This is a genomic window from Kitasatospora sp. NPDC058965 (assembly GCF_042741245.1).
Taxonomy (GTDB): Bacteria; Actinomycetota; Actinomycetes; order Streptomycetales; family Streptomycetaceae; genus Kitasatospora.
Genome location: NZ_JBHYKG010000011.1, coordinates 21,669 through 41,819, shown reverse-complemented (window position 1 = coordinate 41,819; position 20,151 = coordinate 21,669). Strand labels below are relative to the sequence as shown.

Annotated in this window: 15 protein-coding genes and 1 pseudogene; 13 read left to right on the top strand and 3 right to left on the bottom strand. The window is 72.2% G+C overall.

The features are described from left to right. The first annotated feature begins 48 nt into the window (after positions 1-48). The 9 genes and pseudogenes from ACFW1A_RS03675 (at position 49) to ACFW1A_RS03635 (ending at position 10,382) form a co-directional block, all read left to right on the top strand. Complete coding sequence (locus ACFW1A_RS03675; protein WP_380403493.1) at positions 49-1,974, top strand: ATP-binding protein; 1,926 nt, start codon at positions 49-51, stop codon at positions 1,972-1,974. Further along, positions 1,974-2,393, top strand: coding sequence for a roadblock/LC7 domain-containing protein (locus ACFW1A_RS03670; protein ID WP_380403490.1), 420 nt, complete (start codon positions 1,974-1,976; stop codon positions 2,391-2,393). The genes ACFW1A_RS03675 and ACFW1A_RS03670 overlap by 1 nt, the downstream gene beginning before the upstream one ends. Next, on the top strand, positions 2,390-2,752 hold the full coding sequence (locus ACFW1A_RS03665; RefSeq protein WP_380403487.1) for a DUF742 domain-containing protein: 363 nt from the start codon (positions 2,390-2,392) through the stop codon (positions 2,750-2,752). The genes ACFW1A_RS03670 and ACFW1A_RS03665 overlap by 4 nt, the downstream gene beginning before the upstream one ends. Then, positions 2,733-3,338, top strand: a pseudogene (locus ACFW1A_RS03660) (ATP/GTP-binding protein); the annotation flags it as partial. The gene ACFW1A_RS03665 and the pseudogene ACFW1A_RS03660, both read left to right, overlap by 20 nt. A 185-nt stretch (positions 3,339-3,523) precedes the next feature. Then, complete coding sequence (locus ACFW1A_RS03655) at positions 3,524-4,783, top strand: cytochrome P450 (protein WP_380403484.1); 1,260 nt, start codon at positions 3,524-3,526, stop codon at positions 4,781-4,783. 197 nt (positions 4,784-4,980) lie between these two features. Continuing rightward, positions 4,981-6,345, top strand: a complete 1,365-nt coding sequence (locus ACFW1A_RS03650; RefSeq protein WP_380403481.1) for a cytochrome P450 — start codon at positions 4,981-4,983, stop codon at positions 6,343-6,345. Positions 6,346-6,874: 529 nt separating this feature from the next. Beyond that, the gene (locus tag ACFW1A_RS03645; RefSeq protein WP_380403478.1) at positions 6,875-8,197 is read left to right on the top strand and encodes an ABC transporter substrate-binding protein; all 1,323 of its coding nucleotides are present in this window, start codon (positions 6,875-6,877) and stop codon (positions 8,195-8,197) included. A 197-nt stretch (positions 8,198-8,394) separates the two neighbouring features. Next, complete coding sequence (locus ACFW1A_RS03640; RefSeq protein WP_380403475.1) at positions 8,395-9,432, top strand: carbohydrate ABC transporter permease; 1,038 nt, start codon at positions 8,395-8,397, stop codon at positions 9,430-9,432. Further along, positions 9,429-10,382 (top strand): carbohydrate ABC transporter permease, encoded by a 954-nt coding sequence (locus ACFW1A_RS03635; RefSeq protein ID WP_380403472.1) that lies wholly within the window; start codon positions 9,429-9,431, stop codon positions 10,380-10,382. The genes ACFW1A_RS03640 and ACFW1A_RS03635 overlap by 4 nt, the downstream gene beginning before the upstream one ends. Positions 10,383-10,539: 157 nt before the next feature. Here ACFW1A_RS03635 and ACFW1A_RS03630 read toward each other — a convergent pair whose 3' ends face one another. Beyond that, complete coding sequence (locus tag ACFW1A_RS03630) at positions 10,540-12,090, bottom strand: MFS transporter (RefSeq protein ID WP_380403469.1); 1,551 nt, start codon at positions 12,088-12,090, stop codon at positions 10,540-10,542. Between the two features lie 302 nt (positions 12,091-12,392). Here ACFW1A_RS03630 and ACFW1A_RS03625 point away from each other — a divergent pair, with 302 nt between their 5' ends. From ACFW1A_RS03625 to ACFW1A_RS03615, 3 genes are all read left to right on the top strand, one after another. Further along, positions 12,393-13,028, top strand: coding sequence for a TetR/AcrR family transcriptional regulator (locus tag ACFW1A_RS03625; protein ID WP_380403549.1), 636 nt, complete (start codon positions 12,393-12,395; stop codon positions 13,026-13,028). Between the two features lie 107 nt (positions 13,029-13,135). Further along, positions 13,136-13,816, top strand: a complete 681-nt coding sequence (locus tag ACFW1A_RS03620; protein WP_380403466.1) for a ribonuclease HII — start codon at positions 13,136-13,138, stop codon at positions 13,814-13,816. A 240-nt stretch (positions 13,817-14,056) separates the two neighbouring features. Beyond that, on the top strand, positions 14,057-14,605 hold the full coding sequence (locus tag ACFW1A_RS03615; protein WP_380403463.1) for a hypothetical protein: 549 nt from the start codon (positions 14,057-14,059) through the stop codon (positions 14,603-14,605). Between the two features lie 220 nt (positions 14,606-14,825). Here ACFW1A_RS03615 and ACFW1A_RS03610 read toward each other — a convergent pair whose 3' ends face one another. Both ACFW1A_RS03610 and ACFW1A_RS03605 read right to left on the bottom strand, forming a co-directional pair. Next, complete coding sequence (locus tag ACFW1A_RS03610; protein ID WP_380403460.1) at positions 14,826-15,488, bottom strand: hypothetical protein; 663 nt, start codon at positions 15,486-15,488, stop codon at positions 14,826-14,828. Between the two features lie 253 nt (positions 15,489-15,741). Beyond that, positions 15,742-17,949, bottom strand: coding sequence for a RecQ family ATP-dependent DNA helicase (locus ACFW1A_RS03605; protein WP_380403457.1), 2,208 nt, complete (start codon positions 17,947-17,949; stop codon positions 15,742-15,744). A gap of 160 nt (positions 17,950-18,109) precedes the next feature. On the opposite strand from ACFW1A_RS03605, the gene ACFW1A_RS03600 reads away from it, so the two are divergent. Then, the gene (locus tag ACFW1A_RS03600; RefSeq protein ID WP_380403454.1) at positions 18,110-19,702 is read left to right on the top strand and encodes a DUF4192 domain-containing protein; all 1,593 of its coding nucleotides are present in this window, start codon (positions 18,110-18,112) and stop codon (positions 19,700-19,702) included. Positions 19,703-20,151: the final 449 nt, after the last annotated feature.

Sequence of the window (20,151 nt, the reverse complement as noted above, 5' to 3'; positions counted from 1 at the left end):
TGGTGCGCTGTCGCCTGCCCTGCCTCCCGCTCGCCCGAGGAACCACCCATGACCGTACGCTCCCGTCTGTCCGGCAGACTCTCCGGCAGAACGGCATCGGCCACGCTGTCGGCCGCACTGCCGGCCGCGCTCGCCGCGCTCCTGGCCGCCGCCGCGGTGGCCGTCGCGACCGCTGTGTCGCCCGCGGCGGACCGCGCGGTGGTCGCCCTCTGGTCGACGCTCGCCGCGGCGGCCTGGTGCGCCGCCGTCGCGGCCGCGCTGGCGCAGCGGCGCCGGGCCCGCGAGCTGGCCGCGGAGCTGGCCACCGCGCGGACCAAGGGCGAGGCCGCGGTGGCCGCCGTGCTGCGCGCCGAGTCGGCCACCGCCGATGCGATCACCAAGACGCAGGCCGCCCGGGCCCGGGCCAACGCCGCCCACACCGACGCCGAGGCATCCCGGGTGGAGATGCTGGCCGCCCGCGCCGAGGCGGTCGAGGCCCGTGCGGAAGCGGCCGCCACCCGGGCCGCCGCCGACGACGAGCGCGCCGAACTTGCCCGGCTCGCCGAGGTCACCATCCCCGAGGTGGTCCGCCGGCTGCGGGCCGGGGCCTCGGTGGAGACCGTGCTGGTCGAGCACCGGCAGACCGCCCACGAGGAGCTGCTGGGTCTGCTGGCCCGCGAGATCGCGCACGGCGAGCGGCAGCGGGCCGCCGCGCTGGCGGTCTGCGCGACCGCGGCCGGGCGGGTCCAGGCGATGGCCACCAGCATGCACGCCGAGCTGCGCGAGATGCAGCACCGGCACGGTGAGGACGTGCTCGGCGACCTGCTGCTGCTCGACCACAGCACCGCGCAGGCCGGTCGGATGGCCGACAGCATCGCGGTGCTCACCGGCGCCCGCAGCGGCCGCCGTTGGGCCCGGCCGATTCCGGTGGAGAGCGTGCTCCGCGGCGCGCTCGGCCGGATCGGCGCCTACCAGCGCGTGCGACTGCACTCGGCCAGCACGGCCGCGGTGGCCGGGTACGCGGCCGAGGGCGTGATGCACGTGCTGGCCGAGCTGATGGACAACGCCGCCAACTTCTCCGCGCCGCCGGCCGAGGTACACGTCTACGTGGAGGAACTGCACACCGGCTTGGCGATCACCGTCGAGGACGGCGGGCTCGGGCTCTCCGAGGTCTGGCTGCGCCGGGCCGAACAGGCCGTCTCGGGCGAGCCGCTGGACCTGACCACGCTCTCGGCCGGGACGCGGCTGGGCTTCGCGGTGGTCGGCGCGCTGGCGCGCAAGCACGGGCTGGCGATCTCCTTCCGCCCCTCCTCGCGGGGCGGCACCGGCGTGGTGGTGCGGGTGCCCGAGCAGTTGATCACGCATCAGGTGCCGCTGCCTGCCGACTCGGTCGACTCGGCCGACGGGGTGTCCGGCGGCTCGGCGGTTGCGGCCGGACCGGCGACTTCGATGGGCCTGACGGGGCTGGGTGCACCCGGGGCGCCGGGTGCACCGGGTGTGCTCGGTGTTCTCGGTGCGCCGGCCGCTGCGGCGGCCCCGGCGGCCTCGCCAGCCCTGGCAGCCCCGGCGGTCGGCGTCCTGCCGGCCACGGAGTCGGCGCGGATGCCGGCCCTGCCCGCCGCGGGCACTGCGCCCGTGGCGCTGGAGACCGATTCCGGATTGCCGAAGCGCCGTCGGGGGCAGACGCTGGCCGCCGCCACCGGAGCGCCGGTCGCCCCCGTGGCGCGCCGCACCCCCGGCGCCGGGGCGCCGAGCCGGGCGCCCGGCGCCGCGGGCGCGGTTGCCGTTCTCGCCGGGACGACCGGTCCGGCCGCGCCCGCCGGGGCGCTCGGTCCGGCGGAACCGGCCGAAGCCGACGCACTGTCCGCGGTGCGGGTCCGGGCGGCGGAATCGGCCAGCCGGTTCGGCGCGTTCCGGCAGGCCGTCCGCGGCCCGCACCCCACTGCTCCGACCCCTCCCGCTGATTCTTCTGACTCCTCGAAGGACGACGCCTGATGAGCAGCACCACCGACCGTGACCTCGACTGGCTGCTGGAGAACCTGCTGGCCCACACCCCGGACTCCCGGCACGCCCTGGTGCTCTCGTCCGACGGCCTGAAGCTCTGCCACAGCTCCGGGCTGACGGAGGACCAGGCCGACCAGCTGGCGGCCATCGCCTCCGGCATCCAGAGCCTGGCGCACGGCGCCTCGATCGAGTTCGGCGACGGCAGCGGCGGGGTGCGCCAGTCGATGACCGAGTTCCACGGCGGCATCCTGTGCATCGTGGAGGCGGGCCAGGGCGCCCACCTCGCGGTGGTCACGGACGAGAGCGCCGACGTGGGTCTGGTCGGCCACAACATGCACGGCCTGGTCGAGCAGATCGGCGACTTCCTGAGCGCGCCGCCGCGTGGGAACGACACCGCCGTGGACGCATGACCCGCCCGCCGCGGCCCGGCGCCGACGACGGACCGGACCGGCTGTACACGGTGACCCGTGGCCGCAGCCGGGCGGCCACCGACGCGTTCGACGTGGTGACGCTGATCGTCGCGGAACGGGCGCCGGTGCCCGGGATGCAGTCCGAGCACGTCCGGATCCTGCAGCTGTGCGAGCGCCCGACCGCGGTGGTCGAGGTGGCGGCCGAACTGCGGCTGCCGATCAGCGTGGTGAAGATCCTGCTCGGCGACCTGCTGGAGGCCGGGCAGATCACTGCGCGCCATCCGCGCTTCGTCCCGCAGGCCGCGTTGCCCGATCTCGACACGTTGAAGCAGGTGCTGCATGGACTCCAACGGCTCTGACCAGCCGGTCGCCCGGGCCGGGTGGGCGCCGCTGCGCAGTACGGCCGACCGGGCGTGGAAGATCGTGGTGGTCGGCGGGTTCGGGGCCGGCAAGACCACGATGGTGGGTTCGGTGAGCGAGATCCGCCCGCTGAACACCGAAGAGGTGATGACCCAGGCCGGGGTCGGCATCGACGACCTGACGGCGGTGCGGGACAAGCGCTCCACCACGGTCGCCTTCGACTTCGGGCGGATCAGCCTCTCCGCCGAGAGCGTGCTGTACCTCTTCGGGGCGCCCGGGCAGGAGCGGTTCTGGTTCCTCTGGGACCGGTTGTTCCGCGGCGCGCTGGGGGCGGTGGTCCTGGTGGACCAGCGCCGACTGGCCGACTCCTGGTACGCGATCGACCGGCTGGAGCAGCACGGGCTGCCGTTCGTGGTGGCGCGCAACAACTTCGGGGAGCCCACCCACACGCTGGACCAGGTGCGCGAGGCGCTCGACCTGGCGCCCGGGGTGCCGCTGGTGGACTGCGACGCGCGTGACCGCGGGTCGAGCAAGCAGGTGCTGATCGAACTGGTCCGGCACCTGACGGTCCTGGCCGAGGCCCAGCTGGGCGGTGCCGGTGCGGGGCACGGCTCCGGCGCCGGGCACGGCTCCGGTGCGGGACAGGGCTCCGGTGGGGCCGCCGATGTTGCTGCGGCTGACTCCGCCGCTGATGTTGCCGTTGCCGTTGCCGCTGTCCCCGCTGGTGCTGGACCCGCTGGTGCTGGACCCGTTGATTTGGAGAACGTCTCGTGACCGAGCCGCTGCCCTCCCCGCCGCCGGGCTGCCCGGCGCACCGTGCGGCTGCGCCGCTGTACGGGCCGCGGTTCCAGACCGATCCGGGCGGGATCTACCGCGAGCTGCGGGCCGCGCACGGGCCGGTCGCACCGGTGGAGCTGCCCGGCGGGGTGCCCGCCTGGCTGGTGATCGGGTACCGGGAGCTCCAGCTGGTGACCAGTCAGCCGAAGCTCTTCGGGCGGGACTCGACCCGCTGGAACGCCTGGCCGAGCATCGCCGAGGACTGGCCGCTGCGGCCAATGATGGCCCCGGTGCCGTCGATCCTTTACGCGGAGGGCGCCGAGCACCAGCGCCGCTCGGCAGCGATCACCGACGCGCTGGCCGCGGTCGACCCGTACGAGCTGAAGACGTACTGCGAGCGGGCCGCCGACCGGCTGGTCGACGAGTTCGCCGGTCGCGGCGAGGCGGACCTGGTGGCCGAGTACGCGCACCGGATGCCGCTGCTGGTGCTCTGCTGGATGCTCGGGTTGGAGGCCGGCCAGGTGCCGGTGCTGATCCAGGCGCTGGTGGACATGCTGGACGGCGGCGCCGCCGCGCAGCAGGGAGCACAGCGACTGCTGGCGATCATGCTGGAGCTGGTGGAGAGCAAGCGGGCCCAGCCCGGTGCGGACATCACCTCCCGGCTGCTGGTCCACCCGGCCGGGCTGACCGACGACGAGGTGATGCGCGACCTGCGGGTGCTGCTGATCGCGGGTCACCAGCCGACCGCCTACTGGATCGCCAACGCGCTGCGGCTGATGCTCACCGACGACCGGTTCGCGGCCTCGCTCTCCGGCGGGCGGCGCAGCGTGAGCCAGGCGCTCACCGAGGCGCTCTGGGAGGACACCCCGACGCAGAACTTCGCCGGGCGGTGGGCCACCCGGGACACCCAGCTGGGCGGGCAGAAGATCGCGGCCGGTGACATGGTGCTGCTCGGGTTCGCCGGGGCCAACGCCGACCCCTCGGTGCGGCAGCCCAACGGGGCGGCGGCCGAGGGCAACCACGCGCACATGAGCTTCTCGCACGGTGAGCACCGCTGCCCGTTCCCGGCCCAGGAGGCGGCCGAGGTGATCGCCGGGACGGCGATCGAGGTGCTGCTCGACCGGCTGCCGGACCTGCGGTTGGCGGTGGCCGAGAGCGCGCTGGTCTGGCGGCCCTCGGCCTGGGTGCGGGCGCTGGTGGCGCTGCCGGTCGGGTTCACCCCGGCGACGACGAGTGGAGGAGTGTTCGGATGAGCGGTGTTCCGGCCGAGACCGGTACCGGCGTGGCCGAGACTGGTACCGACGTGGCTGAGACCGGGGTCAGTGCCGCTGAGACCGGGGTCAGTGCCGCTGAGACCGGGGTCAGTCCCGCCGAGTCCGGGGTAAGTGCCGCTGAGACCGGGGTCAGTCCCGCCGAGTCCGGGGTGAGTGCCGCGGGGCCCGGAGCCGGCGTGGCCGAGCCCGTGGCTCTGGACCCGTTGGCGCGGGACAGCGCCGGGGAGGGCGCGGTGCTGCGCGCGGCCGGGCCGGTGGTCCGGGTCGTGCTACCGGGCGGTGTTCCGGCCTGGGCAGTCACCCAGCACGCGGCCGCCCGCACACTGCTGACGGACCCCCGGCTGGTGAAGGACGCCACGCACTGGGCCGCCTACCAGCGCGGCGAGGTGCCCAAGACCTGGCCGCTGATAGGCCTGGCGGTGCCCGGGCCCAGCATGGTCACCACGGACGGAGCACAGCACCGGCGCCTGCGCGCGCTGGTGGCGCAGGCCTTCACTCCGCGCCGGGTGGAGCTGATGCGCCCTCAGGTGGAGGCGATCACGAACGAACTGCTGGACCGGTTGGCAGCCGGCGCGCCCGAGGTGGATCTCAAGGACGCGTTCGCCTTCCCGCTGCCGATGACGGTGATCGGGTCACTGCTGGGCGTGGACCCGGCCGACCACGACTACCTGCGCGAACTGTACGAGCGCTTCTTCAGCAGCGTGCCGGACCCCGCCGGGATCCAGGCGACCATCGCCGCGCTGAACGCCTTCGTCAACGATCTGGTCCGGCAGCGCCGGGACGCTCCCGGGGACGACCTGACCAGCGCGCTGCTGGCAGCGGACGTCTCGGGTGTACCGGACGTCTCGGACGTCTCGGGTGTATCAGGTGTCTCGGGCGTCCCGGATGTTCCGAACGTCTCGGGCGACGGGGGCGTGGCGGCGGGGGCCCAGGGCTCCGCCGCGGGCCAGGTGGCCGGAAATGGCGGGTTGTCCGACGCCGAGGCGGCGGCCACGCTGCGGGTGATCATCGCCGCCGGGCACGAGACGACGGTCAACCTCATCACCAACGCGGTGCGGGCCCTGCTGACCCACCCCGATCAGTTGGCCCTGGTGCGGTCGGGCGAGGTCGGCTGGGCCGCGGTGGTGGAGGAGTCCCTCCGGTGGACCCCACCGACCAGTAACTTCCTCTTCCGGTTCGCGGCGGAGGACATCGCGGTGGAGACCACCGCGGCGCCGGGTGCCGAGGTCGGTCGGGTGGTCATTCCCGCCGGTGACCCGGTGCTGATCTCGTACAACGCGATCGGGCGGGATCCGCTGCAGCACGGGGTGACGGCGGAGGTGTTCGACATCACCCGGGATCCGATCCGGCACCTCTCGTTCGGGCACGGGCCGCACGTCTGCCCCGGTTCGCCGCTGGCGCGCCTTGAGGCCCAGGTGGCCCTGCCGGCGTTGTTCGAACGGTTCCCCGACCTGCGGCTCGCCGTGCCGGACGAGGAACTGCGGCCGACGGCCTCGGTGGTGGTGAACAGCCTGCGGGAGCTGCCGATCAAGCTCCGGTGACGGGTTCCTCCGCGGCAGGAACGAACACCGCGGAGGGCTTGGTGCGGCAGCGCTGACAGCGGCGTGGGAGGTCGGGTGGCCGACTTCCCACGCCGTTGGCGTGCTCAGGCTCAGACGGGGTAGGTATCCGCGGACCTCAGCAGCACGGGCAGGTCACGACTGGAACACCAGGCGATGAAAGATGAACGCCTCCCTTGGCGTCCGATGACCGTTGCGTTAACGTCTTCACGCCTAGTCACCGTCGACCAGGCCGTGGCTGGTGCCACCACGGCCTGTCTTTGCGCTCCGTCACCGCTCGTGGGGTCGGCCGGCCCCGCTTCCACTCCCTCGCCCCGGTCCGCACACCACTCCCACGCTGACCTCAACATGCAAGGTCGGCAACACCCCAGGTCGTAGGTTCGTCGCAGCGACAGATGCTTGTTCCAGTCGTTCGTTCCAGCCGTTCGCACAGCTCAGGCCGCAGGAGAACGCTTTGAACATCAGAATGAATGTCCGGCTTCGCCATCGGATCCTGGCGGTTCCCGCCGTCGTGGGGCTCACCCTCGTCGCGGCCTGCTCCAACAGCTCCAGCAGCGGCGGTGGCGGTGCCACCGGGGCGGCCACGCTGTCGGGGGACTGCGCCAAGTACCAGCCCTACGCCGGGCATGCCGGGACCAAGGTGACCATGTTCGCCTCCATCCTGAGCCCGGAGTCGGACTCCCTGGAGAAGTCCTGGGCTGAGTTCAGTTCTTGTACGGGAATCAAGATTTCCTACGAGGGGTCGAACGACTTCGAGTCCCAGCTCCCGGTCCGGGTCAGCGGTGGCAACGTCCCGGACTTCGCGATCATCCCGCAGCCCGGTCTGCTCGCCCAGATGGTCAAGACGGGCAAGGTGGTCAAGCCGCCGGCCCAGACCGTGGCCAACGAGGGCAAGTGGAACCCGGTCTGGAAGACCTACGGTTCGGTCAACGGCACCTTCTACGCGGCCCCGATGAGCGCCAACATGAAGTCGCTGGTCTGGTACTCGCCCAAGGCGTTCAAGCAGGCCGGCTACGACGTGCCGAAGACCTGGGACGACCTGATGGCCCTCAGCGACAAGATCGCCAAGGCCGGCACCAACGGCAGCAAGCCCTGGTGCGGTGGCATCGGCTCCGGCACGGCGACCGGCTGGCCGGCCACGGACTGGCTGGAGGAGGTCGTCCTCGGGAGCCAGGGCGGTGACGTGTACGACCAGTGGGTGAGTCACAAGGTCAAGTTCAGTGACCCGCAGATCACCCAGGCGATGCAGACCGTCGCCAACTGGATGCAGAACCCGGCCTGGGTCAACGGCGGCATCGGTGACGTGAAGTCGATCGCCACCACGACCTTCCAGGACGCCGGCGCCCCGATCCTCACCGGCAAGTGCTGGATGCTGCAGCAGGCTTCGTTCTACGAGGCCCAGTGGCCCAAGGGCACCAAGGTCGCGCCGGACGGTGACATCTTCGCCTTCCAGCTGCCCGCGGTGAACCCGTCGGTCGCCAACCCGGTCGAGGGCGGCGGCGAGTTCCTGGCCGCCTTCTCGGACCGGCCCGAGGTCCAGGCGGTGCAGAACTACCTCTCCACCTCGGACTGGGCCAGTAGCCGGGTGAAGGTCGCCAGTGGCTGGGTCTCGGCCAACGAGGGCGTCGACAAGAGCCTCTACACCGACCCGATCGACCAGATCTCGGCCAACGCCCTGACCAACCCGGCCGCCACCTTCCGGTTCGACGCCTCCGACCTGATGCCCGCGGCCGTGGGCTCCGGGCAGGAGTGGAAGTCGCTCACCGCCTGGTTCGCGGAGGGGAAGTCGATCCAGCAGGTGACCTCGGACATCGACGCGGCCTGGCCGCAGTAGGTCGCAGTGGGCGGTCGGTAGTAAGCCAGGGTAGTAACCAGTGATCGTCGCGGGCCGCCGGAGTGCGGTGGCCCGCGCAGCTCACTCCTCTCGAGGTCGAGCTCGCGTGCTTGGGTCACTGAGCTGGAGGTGAGCCCGGACGGGAGCCCAGCAGCTTCGGTCCTGTCAGGGTTGTCATCAGGAAGGACACCGTTCGGATGGTGCTTACCGGTGCCCAGTTCGCGGGCTCCGCGCTGGCAGGCACTCCGCTGGCCGACTCGGAGTGGAACGACGTGGCGATCAAGCTGGGCAACAGCATCGGCGCGATCGCCGGGTTCCTCGGTGTCCTCCTGGTGATCTTCTTCGCAGCCGGCCGTGCCACCGGACGGTTCGGTCGGCCGCTGGCCATCGCGATCTTCCTCGGCCCGGCGGTGCTGCTCCTGCTGGTGGGGCTGGTCGTGCCGCTGGTGCGGACGCTTTACCTCAGCTTCTTCAACGACGACAGCTCGCACTTCCTGGGCGGCAAGAACTACTCCTGGGCGCTGACCACCGACTCCATCCACCAGGTGCTGCTCAACACCCTCCTGTGGCTGGTGGTGGCGCCCTTCGCAGCCACCGCGCTGGGGCTGGTGCTGGCCCTGCTGGTGGACCGGATGCGCGGACAGACGGTCTACAAGTCGCTGATCTTCATGCCGATGGCGATCTCACTGGTCGGCGCCAGCATCATCTGGAAGTTCGTCTATGACTCCCGTGAGTCCTCGCAGAGCCAGATCGGTTTGCTCAGCCAGCTGATGATCTGGCTGGGTTGGAAGCACCCGCCGAACTGGATCCTGTCCCATCCGCTGAACAACTTCCTGCTGATGGTGGTCATGGTCTGGGTGCAGACCGGATTCGCCATGGTGGTGCTGTCGGCGGCCATCAAGGCCATTCCCGACGAGGTGACCGAGGCGGCCCGGCTGGACGGTGCCGGCGGCCTGCGGTTGTTCTGGTACGTCACGGTGCCCATGATCCGCACCACCCTGGTGGTCGTCCTGACCACTGTCATGATCGTCACGCTGAAGGCCTTCGACATCGTCCGCACCATGACCGGAGGCAACTTCGGCACCCAGGTGTTGGCCAACGAGATGTACTCGCAGTCCTTCGTCCAGTTCAACGTCGGCCGGGGGAGCGCCCTCGCGGTGATCCTCTTCATCGCAGTGCTTCCACTGGTCGGCTACAACATCGTCCAGCTGCGCAAGGAGCGGTCTACCCGATGAGCAGCAGCCACCTGACGGACCGCCCTCAGCCGACCGAGTCGCTGCCGCCGGTGAAGGCGATCCGCAAGTCCTTCAGCAGCCCGCTCGGTTCGATGCTCGTCCTGTTGCTCACGGTGCTGTGGACCATTCCTACCCTGGGGCTGCTGATCACCTCGCTGCGTCCCAAGCAGGACGTGACTGACAGCGGCTGGTGGACCTTCTTCGCCCACCCGAACGCGACCCTCTCCAACTACCACACCGTGCTCTTCGAGGGCGGCTTCGGCGTCAGCGGCGGCCTGATGCCCTACATGGTCAACTCCCTGGCCATCGCCGTGCCGGCCACCATCTTCCCGTTGGTGATCGCCTCGATGGCCGCCTACGCCCTGGCGTGGGTGCGTTTCCGGGGGAGCGACACCCTCTTCTTCCTGATCTTCGCGCTGCAGGTCGTTCCGCTGCAGATGACGCTGATCCCGTTGCTCCAGCTCTTCTCCGGGGGCGCCCACCTCGGCGGGGTGACCATCGTGCCCGGCTTCAACCTGAGCGGCACCTACGCCCCGGTCTGGCTGGCGCACACCATGTTCGCGCTACCGCTGGCCACGTTCCTGCTGCACAACTTCATCTCCCAACTGCCCCGCGATCTGATGGAAGCGGCGGTGGTCGACGGGGCCTCGCACTTCAAGATCTTCCGCTCGATCGTCCTGCCGCTCTGTACGCCTGCGCTGGCCTCCTTCGCGATCTTCCAGTTCCTGTGGGTGTGGAACGACCTCCTGGTCGCGCTGACCTTCGCGGGCGGGACGCCGGAGGTTGCGCCGATGACCGTTCGCCTGGCACAGCTCTCGGGCTCCTTCGGGGGGCACTGGGAACTGCTGACGGCTGGGGCGTTCCTCTCGATGATCATCCCCCTGCTGGTCTTCTTCGCGCTCCAGCGGTACTTCGTGCGGGGTCTGCTGTCCGGCTCGGTCAAGGGCTGAGCCGGGTCGTCGGGGACTGTGGGCTCGTTGGGGCGGTTCGCTCGTCGGGCCGGTCCGGCGGGTCGGGCCGTGCGGTCAGACCGGGGCGTCGGGGCTTCGGCTTGTCGGGCCGGTCGGGTCGGCGGGGGTGGCATCTCCGACGACCGTGGCCGTCGTGTCAGTGTCCGGCGGGCATGCCCGAGGGGTTGCCGGCCAACTCGCCGGGCTTCGACTTGATCACCACGACGGACACCAGCAGGGCGACGACCGCCAGACCCGCCCCGACCACGAAGGCGTGGGAGATTCCGTAGGCCAGCACCTCGTTGGCCCAGCTCGTTCCGACCGGGTACTGCTTGGTCTGCTGGAACTCCGCGAGCTGATCCGGGGTGGCGTGGGCCTTGAAGTCCGGGAAGAGCGAGGCGCCCTTGCTCTTGGCGGCGCTGGCGAAGACCGTGGTCAGGATCGACAGGCCGAGCGAGCCGCCGATCTGCTGTGCGGAGTTGAGCAACCCGGAAGCCGCGCCCGTCTCGTGCGGGGCGACCCCGGCGACCGCCAACAGCATGACCGGGACGAAGACCAGGCCCATGCCGAAGCCGAAGACCACGGTCGGGCCGAGGACGCCGGTCAGGTACGAGCTGCCGGCACTGGTCTGGGTCAGCCAGACCAGACCGGCGGTGACCAGCACGGAGCCGCCCACCATGAAGGGCTTGGCGCCCCACCTGGCCTGGAGGGCGGAGGCCACCTGTGCAGCGATGATGATCGCCACACTGATCGGCAGGAACGCCACTCCGGCCTTCAACGGGCTGTACCCGAGCACGCGTTGCACGAAGATCGTGATGTAGAAGAAGATGCCGAACATCGCCGCGGCCAGGCAGAGCATCATCACCAGACCACCGGTCCGGTTCCGGTTCCTGAGCAGGTGCAGCGGAGTGATCGGCTGCGAGGTGTGCCGCTCGATGACGACGAAGGCCAGGAGCAGGAGCGCTCCGAGGGCGAAGGCCACCAGGGTGCCGGGATCGCTCCAACCGTCCGAAGCGGCGCGGATGAAGCCGTAGACCAGTCCCACCAGGCCCAGCGTGGAGGTCAGGGCGCCCGGCAGGTCGAAGCGGCCGGTGTGGCGCTCGGACTCGTTGATGTAGAGCGGCGCGGCCAGGGCGATGCAGACGGCGATCGGCACGTTGACGAACAGCACCCAGCGCCAGTTCAGGTACTCGGTGAGCAGGCCGCCCGCCAGCAGGCCGATGGCCGCGCCGGAGCCCGCCACCGCGGAGAAGACGCCGAAGGCGCGGTTGCGCTCCGGGCCTTCCTCGAAGTTCGTGGCGATCAGAGCGAAGGCCGTCGGTGAGCAGATCGCACCACCGACGCCCTGCAGTGCACGGGAGGCCAGTAGCATGCCGCCGTTCTGCGCGAATCCGCCGAGCAGCGAGGCGAAGCCGAAGAGCAGCACGCCGGCGATGAAGACTCTGCGGCGGCCGAGGATGTCACCGGCGCGGCCACCGAGCAGCAGCAGCCCGCCGAAGGTCAGCGTGTAGGCGTTGATGACCCAGGACAGGTTGGTGGTCGAGAACTTGAGCGCGTCCTGGATGTGCGGAAGGGCGATGTTCACGATCGTGGCGTCGAGCACCACCATGAGCTGGGTGGCGGCGATGACCGCGAGGGCGATGCGCTTGTGCTGGCCTCGACTGGCTTTGGGCGGCGAGACCTTGTTGAGCGTGTCGGAGATAGCCATGAAGTTCCCCCTGCTGGCTATGGCGTCGCTGGCGTGCTGTCGGTCGGGGGCTGTCGTTGAGCTTCAGAGACAGTCGGGGTGTCGATCGGACACAGACGTGGAGACTCGCGAGAACGAGGTGAACGGGGACGCATGCGGATCCGTCCGACCGGGGGCGCCCCCTGGAGGGAACGCCATCGTTCACTAAGTCCGAACCCTAGCGCTCTACTATTGTGAACGCAAGCGTTCCTTGCGGCGACTTGGGGCGCGTGCGCCCAGAGTCGGTCGGAGTCTCGAGTGGTCGGTGGTGGCAGCGGGTGGCGATGAAGCAGGAGCCGGTTCGGCCCGGCGAGGTGGAGCCTCCGGTCGTTCCCGCGCCGGTGGCCCGCCGGCGCGGGAAGGCGCTGGAGCAGGCGATCTTCGAGGCGGCCCTGGACCAGCTGACCTCGGGCGGCTTCGCGCGCATGACGATGGAGGGCGTGGCCGGCGCGGCGCAGACCGGGAAGGCCGCGCTCTACCGCCGCTGGTCGTCGAAGCTGGAACTCGCCCTCGATGCCTTGGCCTTCACCCTGCCGCCCACCACTGACATCCCCGACCTCGGCTCGGTCCGGGACGAGTTGCTGCGGCTCATGGGTGGCTACCAGAGCGCGATGGACTCCCGTGGCGGTGCGGCGATGCGGGCCCTGATGGCCGAGCTGGACCACGACCGCAGCGAAGTGGTGTCCGAGTTCGTGATGAACCGGGTCATCGGTCCGGCCCGCGAGGCGGTGCTGGCCGTGCTCCGGCGCGGGGAGCGGCGCGGCGACGTGCGCCCCGGCGGCGCCACCGAGCTGGCGGCCGACGTCGGGATGGCCATGCTGTTCTACCGGGAGAAGTTCGGCGGCTCCCCGGCGAGCCAGGACTTCACGGTCGACCTGGTCGACCAAGTACTGATGCCGATGATCCGACCGGCGGCGTGAGCGCCGCGCCCGCCGCCGTAGGGTGGGGAACGGCGGCGGTCCCGTCGCCCGGCGCTGCCCTGCCCGCCCCGTCCACCGCCCAGTCCAGCCGAGATGGATCACCTGACATGCCGTACCAGCCGCCGACCCACAGCGTCGAGCGCTCCCTGCGCCGGACGGGGGCGACCCTGGTGGTCGGCCTGGACGAGGTGGGGCGCGGCGCCTGGGCCGGGCCGGTGACGGTCGGTGCCGCGATCACCGGCCAGCGCCGACCGCCGGAGGGTCTGACGGACTCGAAGCTGCTCACGCCGCGCCGGCGCGAGCAACTCGCACCGGTGCTCGAGGACTGGGTCTCCGCCTACGCGCTCGGCGAGGCCAGTGCGCTGGAGTGCGACGAACTCGGCATGACGGCCGCGCTCCGGCTCGCGGCGACCCGCGCGCTCGAGGCGCTCCCCGTGCGGCCGGACGCCGTGATCCTCGACGGCAAGCACAACTACCTCGGCGGCCCGTGGCGGGTCCGTACGGTGATCAAGGGTGACCAGAGCTGCGTCTGCGTGGCGGCGGCCTCGGTCCTCGCCAAGGTGCACCGGGACCGGCAGATGGCCGAGCTGGCACCGGAGTTCCCCGCCTTCGGCTTCGAGGACAACGCGGGGTACCCGTCGCCGGTGCACCGGGCCGCACTGGAGGAGTTCGGCCCCACCGAGCACCACCGGCTCTCCTGGTCGTACCTGGACGCCCTGCCGCAGTGGAGCCACCTCAAGCGCTTCCGCGAACCGGACGGCGGGGAGCAGCTCACCCTGGGGTTCTGAGGTCCCGTCAGGAACGTTCCGGTGCGGCACGTTCCGCCGATCGAGGTGACGGCGTACCGTCCGGATGGTGGGGCGCCCGTGCGCACTCGATGGGCATTTGATAGATATCCGGGTATGCCTGTCTTCCCCGAGGAGCCGGAGATTCACGAGAGCATCCCGGGCCCCGGCGTTCCCTTCCCCCGCGAGTCGGACGCACCAGCCCCCAGAACGCCTGCCGCGAGCAGTGCTCGGCCGGCCCCCGTGAGCGGCGCGGTCCGCCCCGCCGCCGTCACCCCCGTACCCGGCCCCCGGCCCGGCCCGCCGCGACCGGCGCCGCGCCCCGGCCCGGCCCGCCCCGGCCCGCGGGGCGCCCAGGTCCCCAAGCCCGGGACGCGGTCGACACCGACCGGCCCGACGGTCCAACTGCTGCCTGCGCAGCCGGGTGCCGAGCTGGAACGGGCCGACGAGGCGGTGGACCTCCTGTTGGACTCGGGGCGCCCGCCCGGCGACGTGCTGGTGCTCACCAGTGGGAAGCCGCACCCGTGGCAGCAGCACGAGTCGTCCTTCGGTGAGGAGCGCTACTGGGCGCAGCTCGCCGAGGGCGGCGACGTCTTCTACGCGGATCTGGCCCTGACCCGGCCGGCCCGCCGCGAGGTGGTGGTGCTGGTGCTGGCAGCCACCGATGCCGGTCGTGCCGTGCTCGCGGTGGAGAAGGCCCGCGGCCACGCGGCTTCGCTGCTCCTGGTCTGCGGCGCGACGAGCGGGCTGACCGCGGAGTCGGTCGCGGGAGCCCAGCCGGTTCCGGTCTGACGCGCAGTCGGTGACCGGTCCCGGTCGCCAGGTCGACCATGCGCCTCGCGCGGACGCCGTGCGGGACTTGGTCGGCCTGGCCCTTTGACGTCGTGTCGTGCAGCCGGGCTGCGGGATCCGGTCGGCCGGTCCCGTGCGGTCGGCCCACCGGCCCCGGCGCTGGGTGCCAGGTGCGGCCCCCGATGGTTCACGGCGTCGCCGAGCTCGGCGCGGCCGTGGCTCAGTGCGCGGCCTGCCGCACCGTCTCCGAGCGCAGTTGCTCCGCGACGGCAGCGACGGCGCTCCAACCGCGGGTCGGGCGGACGAAGTCCGGTAGCGGGCGGATGGCGGGAGCCTCGCGGTTCGGGAGCTCGGAGACGGTGTGCACCGGCCGCTCCGCCCACGACCCCGAGTGCGGGGTGCGGCCCGAGCGGCCGTCACCGAAGACGTGCCAGCCGGCGGGCGTCAGCGAGACGTAGGCGCCGCAGCGCAGTCCGTGCAGCGAAGCGGCGTCCTGCAGCGCCCACATCCAGGCGCCGTCCTCCTCGGTCCAGCCGGGCACGCCCTCGCGGCAGTGCAGCAGGACCGCGGTGCGCCGCGGCGCGGCGAGCCGCAGGTCGTGCGGGGTCACCCGGCGCAGCAGGTCGAGCAGCGCGTTGCGGTGCTGCCAGCCGTCCGTGACGTGCGGTCGGGTGCTGACGGAGGCTGAGGCGACCACCCGGTGCTCGCAGTCCAGTACCGCGATCACGCTGGTGCCCGGCTGCGGGAGGTGGCGTTGCTGGAGGTCGGTGACCAGGTCGCGCGGGTCGCGCAGCAGCGGGATCCCGGCGTTGGCCCACCCCTCCAGGTCGACGAACCGCCCCGTGGCGTACGAAGGCTGACCTCGGTCGTTGCCGTGGATCATGGTCCTCCTTCCCGACCCGGAAAAATTCGCGGGCACGCGTGTACGCCGAACTCAGGTCCTGGGGACCAATGACTGGGTACGCTGCAATTCTCACGTCAGACGGCGCGGGCGGCAACGATGAAATGATGAATGCCGCCCGAAACCCGTGGATCTGCCGGATATATTCCCCGTATGGCGGAGAGTCGGCCGGGTGTGTCGCACCCGGGTGGCGCACTGCGGGCAGGTCATCGCCGATCCCACCCGCCCCACGGGTTCAGGCCTGTACCGCCAGGGCCAGTGGCAACACCGCCTCGGCACCTGCCCGGCGGAGCAGCCGGGCCGCCACGGTGACCGTCCAGCCGCTGTCGACGAGATCGTCCACCAGGAAGACCGGGCCGGGATTGGCCGCCAACACGCGCGCCAGCTCGTCCGGCAGGACGAGTGCGGACGCCAGCGCGCGCAGCCGCTGTGCGCTGTTGCTGCGTGCGCCGTAGGGCGGCTCGCCGTGGGCGTACTCGATCCGGCCGAGCAGCGGCAGCCGACCGACCTCCGCGATCCGGGCGCCGAAGCTGCCCACCAGCTCGGGTCGGCCAGCCGAGGACATGGTCACCACACCAACGGGGCGGGCCGTTCGAGCGCTCGGGCCCGCCCAGCCCTCGGGGCCGCGCGCCCAGTCGCTCAGGACGGTGACCATGGCGTCGAGCACGTCCTGGGGGACTGCCAGATCGGGAGCGCCCTCCGCGAGCACGGTGCGCAGCCGGCTGCCCCAGCCGATGTCGGAGAGCCGGCCCAGCGCGCGGCCGGCCAGTGCCTGTTCGTCGGCCGGGATCTTCCCCTTCAGCGGGATGCCCAGTGCCTCCATGCCCGTGGGCCAGAGTCGGCGCGGCTCGAAGGAGACTCCTGGACGGCCCAGGGCCGCACGGGCCGCGTCCAGCGTGGCGGCGGACACCTCCGGGGTGAACTTCCGGCCCGCGCAGTTGTCGCACCGGCCGCAGGGGGCAGCCTGCTCGTCGTCCAGCTGCAGGCGCAGGAACTCCATCCGGCAGCGGGAGCCGCCGGCGTACTCGCGCATCGCCTGCTGCTCGGCCGAACGGGCTCGCGCCACCTTGGCGTAGCGCTCGGTGTCGTAGGCCCACGACTCGCCGGTGGCCACCCAGCCGCCGCGGACCCGCCGGACGGCGCCGTCGACGTCGAGGACCTTGAGCATGGTCTCCAGCCGGGCCCGGCGCAGGTCCACCCGGGTCTCCAACGCCGCGGTCGAGAGCGGCCGACCGGCCTCGGCCAGCGCGTCGATGGTGCGCCGGACCTGCTCCTCCGGCGGGAAGCCCAGGGAGGCGAAGTAACGCCAGATGGCTTCGTCCTCGCGCCCCGGGAGCAGCAGCACCTCGGCCCGGTCGACACCGCGCCCGGCACGGCCGACCTGCTGGTAATAGGCGATTGGGGAGCCGGGAGAGCCGAGGTGCACCACGAAGCCGAGGTCCGGCTTGTCGAAGCCCATGCCGAGCGCCGAGGTGGCCACCAGGGCCTTGACCCGGTTGGCCAGCAGATCGGCCTCCGCGGTGCGCCGCTCCACGTCCTCGGTGCGACCGGAGTAGGAGGCGACGGCGAAGCCCCGGGAGCGCAGGAACTCGGTGACCTCCTCGGCGGCGGCGACCGTCAGCGTGTAGATGATGCCGGAGCCGGGGAGCTCGTCCAGGTGGTCCGCGAGCCAAGCCAGGCGGTGGGCCGGGTCGGGCAGGGAGAGGACGGACAGGGTCAGGCTCTCCCGGTCCAGCGGCCCGCGCAGCACCAGCGCCCGGCCGTCCGCTCCACTGGTACCGAGCTGCTCGGCCACGTCCTCGGTGACCCGCGCGTTCGCGGTCGCGGTGGTGGCCAGCACCGGGACGCCGGGGGAGAGGTCGGCCAGCATGGTGCGCAGGCGCCGGTAGTCGGGCCGGAAGTCGTGGCCCCAGTCGGAGATGCAGTGCGCCTCGTCCACCACGAGCAGGCCGGTGGCGGCAGCCAGCTTGGGCAGGACCTGGTCGCGGAAGTCGGGGTTGTTCAGCCGCTCCGGGCTGACCAGCAGGATGTCGACCTTGCCTGCCGCGATCTCCGCCTGGATCTCGTCCCACTCCTCGGGGTTGGCCGAGTTGATGGTGCGTGCGTGGATTCCGGCCCGGGCGGCGGAATCCACCTGATTGCGCATCAGCGCCAGCAGCGGGGAGACGATGACGGTCGGGCCGGCTCCGGTGGCGCGCAGCAGCGAGGTGGCGATGAAGTAGACGGCCGACTTCCCCCACCCGGTGCGCTGCACCACGAGCGCCCGCCGGCGGTCGACCACCAGCGCCTCGATGGCCGTCCACTGGTCCTCGCGCAGCGTGGCGGCGGGACCGGCCAGCTCGCGCAGCACGGCCTCGGCGCGGTGCCGGACGGCGGCGCGGTCGGGCGCCGCGGCGGGCTGGTCGTTCGGGTGCAGGCCGGAGGTGCTGATCGGCTGGTCCATGACCCCTATGTAACCCTGTCGGGCCGACACGGGGCGAACGAAGTGCGCGGCCTGTGGAAAACCGATCGGAGTGCGAGAGGAGATATCCACAACCCCGGGGTTATCCACAGGAATCCGCAGTCCTCTGCCGTGCGGGTGCGATCGGCCGCACTCTTCCGGCATGAACCACGACGACACCGCCGCCCCCACCGGCCGCAGCAGCTACCCGCTGCTGCGGATGCGGGGCCCGGCCGACATGGCCGCCATGCTTCCGTACCTGCTGGGCTTCTACCCGGACGACAGCATCGTCGCCGTCTCCCTGCACGGCGCGGCGCTCCAGCAGGTCGGCGCGATCCGCGTCGACATCCCTGAGGATCCGGCTACCTGGGCGCCGGTGGCCACCGAGGTGGCCACCACCCTGGTCGAGCTCTCCGCGCAGCGGGGCAAACCGGCGCAGGCGGTACTGCTCTACCTCTGCCGGGATCCGGAACCGGACGGGGCGGCGGCGATCACGGCGCTGCGCCCGCTCGCCGCCGAGTTGCTGCGGGCCTTCCGCGAGGCCGATCTGACGGTCAAGGAGTTGCTCTGCGTCTCCGCGGGCCGTTGGTGGTCCTTCCTCTGCGCCGATCCGGACTGTTGCGCACCGGAGGGGATCCCGGTGGAGACCACCCGCGACCCCCGCGCGGTGGTCGCGGCCGCGACCTTTGCCGGCCTCGCCCCGCGCGGCAGCCGCAAGGCGATCGCCGCCGGGCTCGCCCCGGTCGGCCCGCCGCAGGGCGAGCGGATCCGCCACGCGCTGGAGCGCCAGATGGCGCAGGTGGTCCGGGAGCTCGCCAAGCCGGACGGGCCGGCCCGGGTGATGCGGGCCAATGCCGAGCTGATCGCCCAGGCGATGGCCGAGTCCCGCACCGGACCGCCCCCGCTGGACGACGACCGGACCGCGAGGTTGATCGTCGCACTGCAGCACCGGGTCACCCGTGATCGCGGCGCGGAGTACGCCGAACCGGAGGAGCTGGCGGCCGCACTACGCCTCTGGCGGTTCCTCAGTCGGCAGTGCGTCGCACCCTACGAGGAGTACGCCAAGGCCCCGCTCACCCTGCTCGCCTGGACCTCGTGGTTGGCGGGGGACACCGCGACGAGCAGGGTCGCACTGGGCATGGCCCTGGAGCTCGACCCCGACTACACACTGGCCGAGCTGCTGTACCTGTCGCTCAACGGCGGCCTGCCGCCGGACGGCCTGCGGGAGATCATCCGCGCGGAGCGCGCTCGTCGGGCCGCCCAGGAGGCGGACCCGGAGGCCCGGGCGGCCACACCGGCGACCGCGGGCGTGCCCGACCGGGCGGATCCCGGTGCCTCGCCCACCGCAGCCGCACCGGTGCTGCCGCGGCCGGTGGACGAGGACGACGCCGGGGCGGGCTCGCAGCCGCCGGGACCGGAGCGCGCGGGGCCGGTTCCCGGGTCGCCGGGCTCGCGACAGCGGCAGGGTCCGCCCGACCCGGCGGACGATCGCGCCCGGCCGGCTGGCCCCTACAAGCCCGATCTGATCCACCGTCAGCGGGGTGGGGGAGCTCCACCGCCCCGCCCGCCCGTGCCCGGGGTCTCCGGGCCGGAGCCTGGCCGGCCGCCCGAGGGCCCGGAAGCGTCCGAGGAGTGCCAGCCCGGGGGCGGTCAGCCGTGGCTCCCGGCACGCGGCCGACCCGGTCGGTCGGCCAGGCGCAGCCGACACCGCAGGGCCGGCAAGAACGGCGATCGCACGATCGGAGGCTGCACATGAGAACCGGCAATCCGCGTCACCCCGCCCCGGTCGGGCGGCTGCAGCGCCCCGGGACCACCGGTGACGACCCGCCCGCCGGACCGGTCCCGCCCGTTCCTGCCGCTGCGCGGCGGCGGGAGCCGAGGTCGTCGGTCGGGCCGAGCCACCGTCCGACCGCTCGGCCCGCCGGGCCGTGGCCTGGTCCAGCAGTTCCCCGACGGTCGGAGCCGCCCGGCCCCGACCCGGAGTGCCTGCCCGCACCGGGTCGTGCCCGTGCCCGGGTGCGGCTCAGGGTCCGCAGGCAACCGCGGGCGCGGCGACAGCGGGCCGGCGCGCGCCGCCGACGGCGCGGGCGCCGGGGCGCCCGAGCCCCTAACCGGCTCGCCCCCACTTCGTCCCCAACCAACATCAAAAACAGTACGCGCCCCCACCCGAACAACCCGTCCACCCCCCCTACCCCCCCGAGACGC

Coding starts and splice junctions, on each gene's coding strand:
- ACFW1A_RS03635 (WP_380403472.1), top strand. CDS start 9,429: ATGAGCAGCAGCCACCTGACGGACCGCCCTCAGCCGACCGAGTCGCTG.
- ACFW1A_RS03605 (WP_380403457.1), bottom strand. CDS start 17,949: ATGGACCAGCCGATCAGCACCTCCGGCCTGCACCCGAACGACCAGCCC.
- ACFW1A_RS03625 (WP_380403549.1), top strand. CDS start 12,393: ATGAAGCAGGAGCCGGTTCGGCCCGGCGAGGTGGAGCCTCCGGTCGTT.
- ACFW1A_RS03600 (WP_380403454.1), top strand. CDS start 18,110: ATGAACCACGACGACACCGCCGCCCCCACCGGCCGCAGCAGCTACCCG.
- ACFW1A_RS03620 (WP_380403466.1), top strand. CDS start 13,136: ATGCCGTACCAGCCGCCGACCCACAGCGTCGAGCGCTCCCTGCGCCGG.
- ACFW1A_RS03670 (WP_380403490.1), top strand. CDS start 1,974: ATGAGCAGCACCACCGACCGTGACCTCGACTGGCTGCTGGAGAACCTG.
- ACFW1A_RS03665 (WP_380403487.1), top strand. CDS start 2,390: ATGACCCGCCCGCCGCGGCCCGGCGCCGACGACGGACCGGACCGGCTG.
- ACFW1A_RS03630 (WP_380403469.1), bottom strand. CDS start 12,090: ATGGCTATCTCCGACACGCTCAACAAGGTCTCGCCGCCCAAAGCCAGT.
- ACFW1A_RS03675 (WP_380403493.1), top strand. CDS start 49: ATGACCGTACGCTCCCGTCTGTCCGGCAGACTCTCCGGCAGAACGGCA.
- ACFW1A_RS03610 (WP_380403460.1), bottom strand. CDS start 15,488: ATGATCCACGGCAACGACCGAGGTCAGCCTTCGTACGCCACGGGGCGG.
- ACFW1A_RS03640 (WP_380403475.1), top strand. CDS start 8,395: ATGGTGCTTACCGGTGCCCAGTTCGCGGGCTCCGCGCTGGCAGGCACT.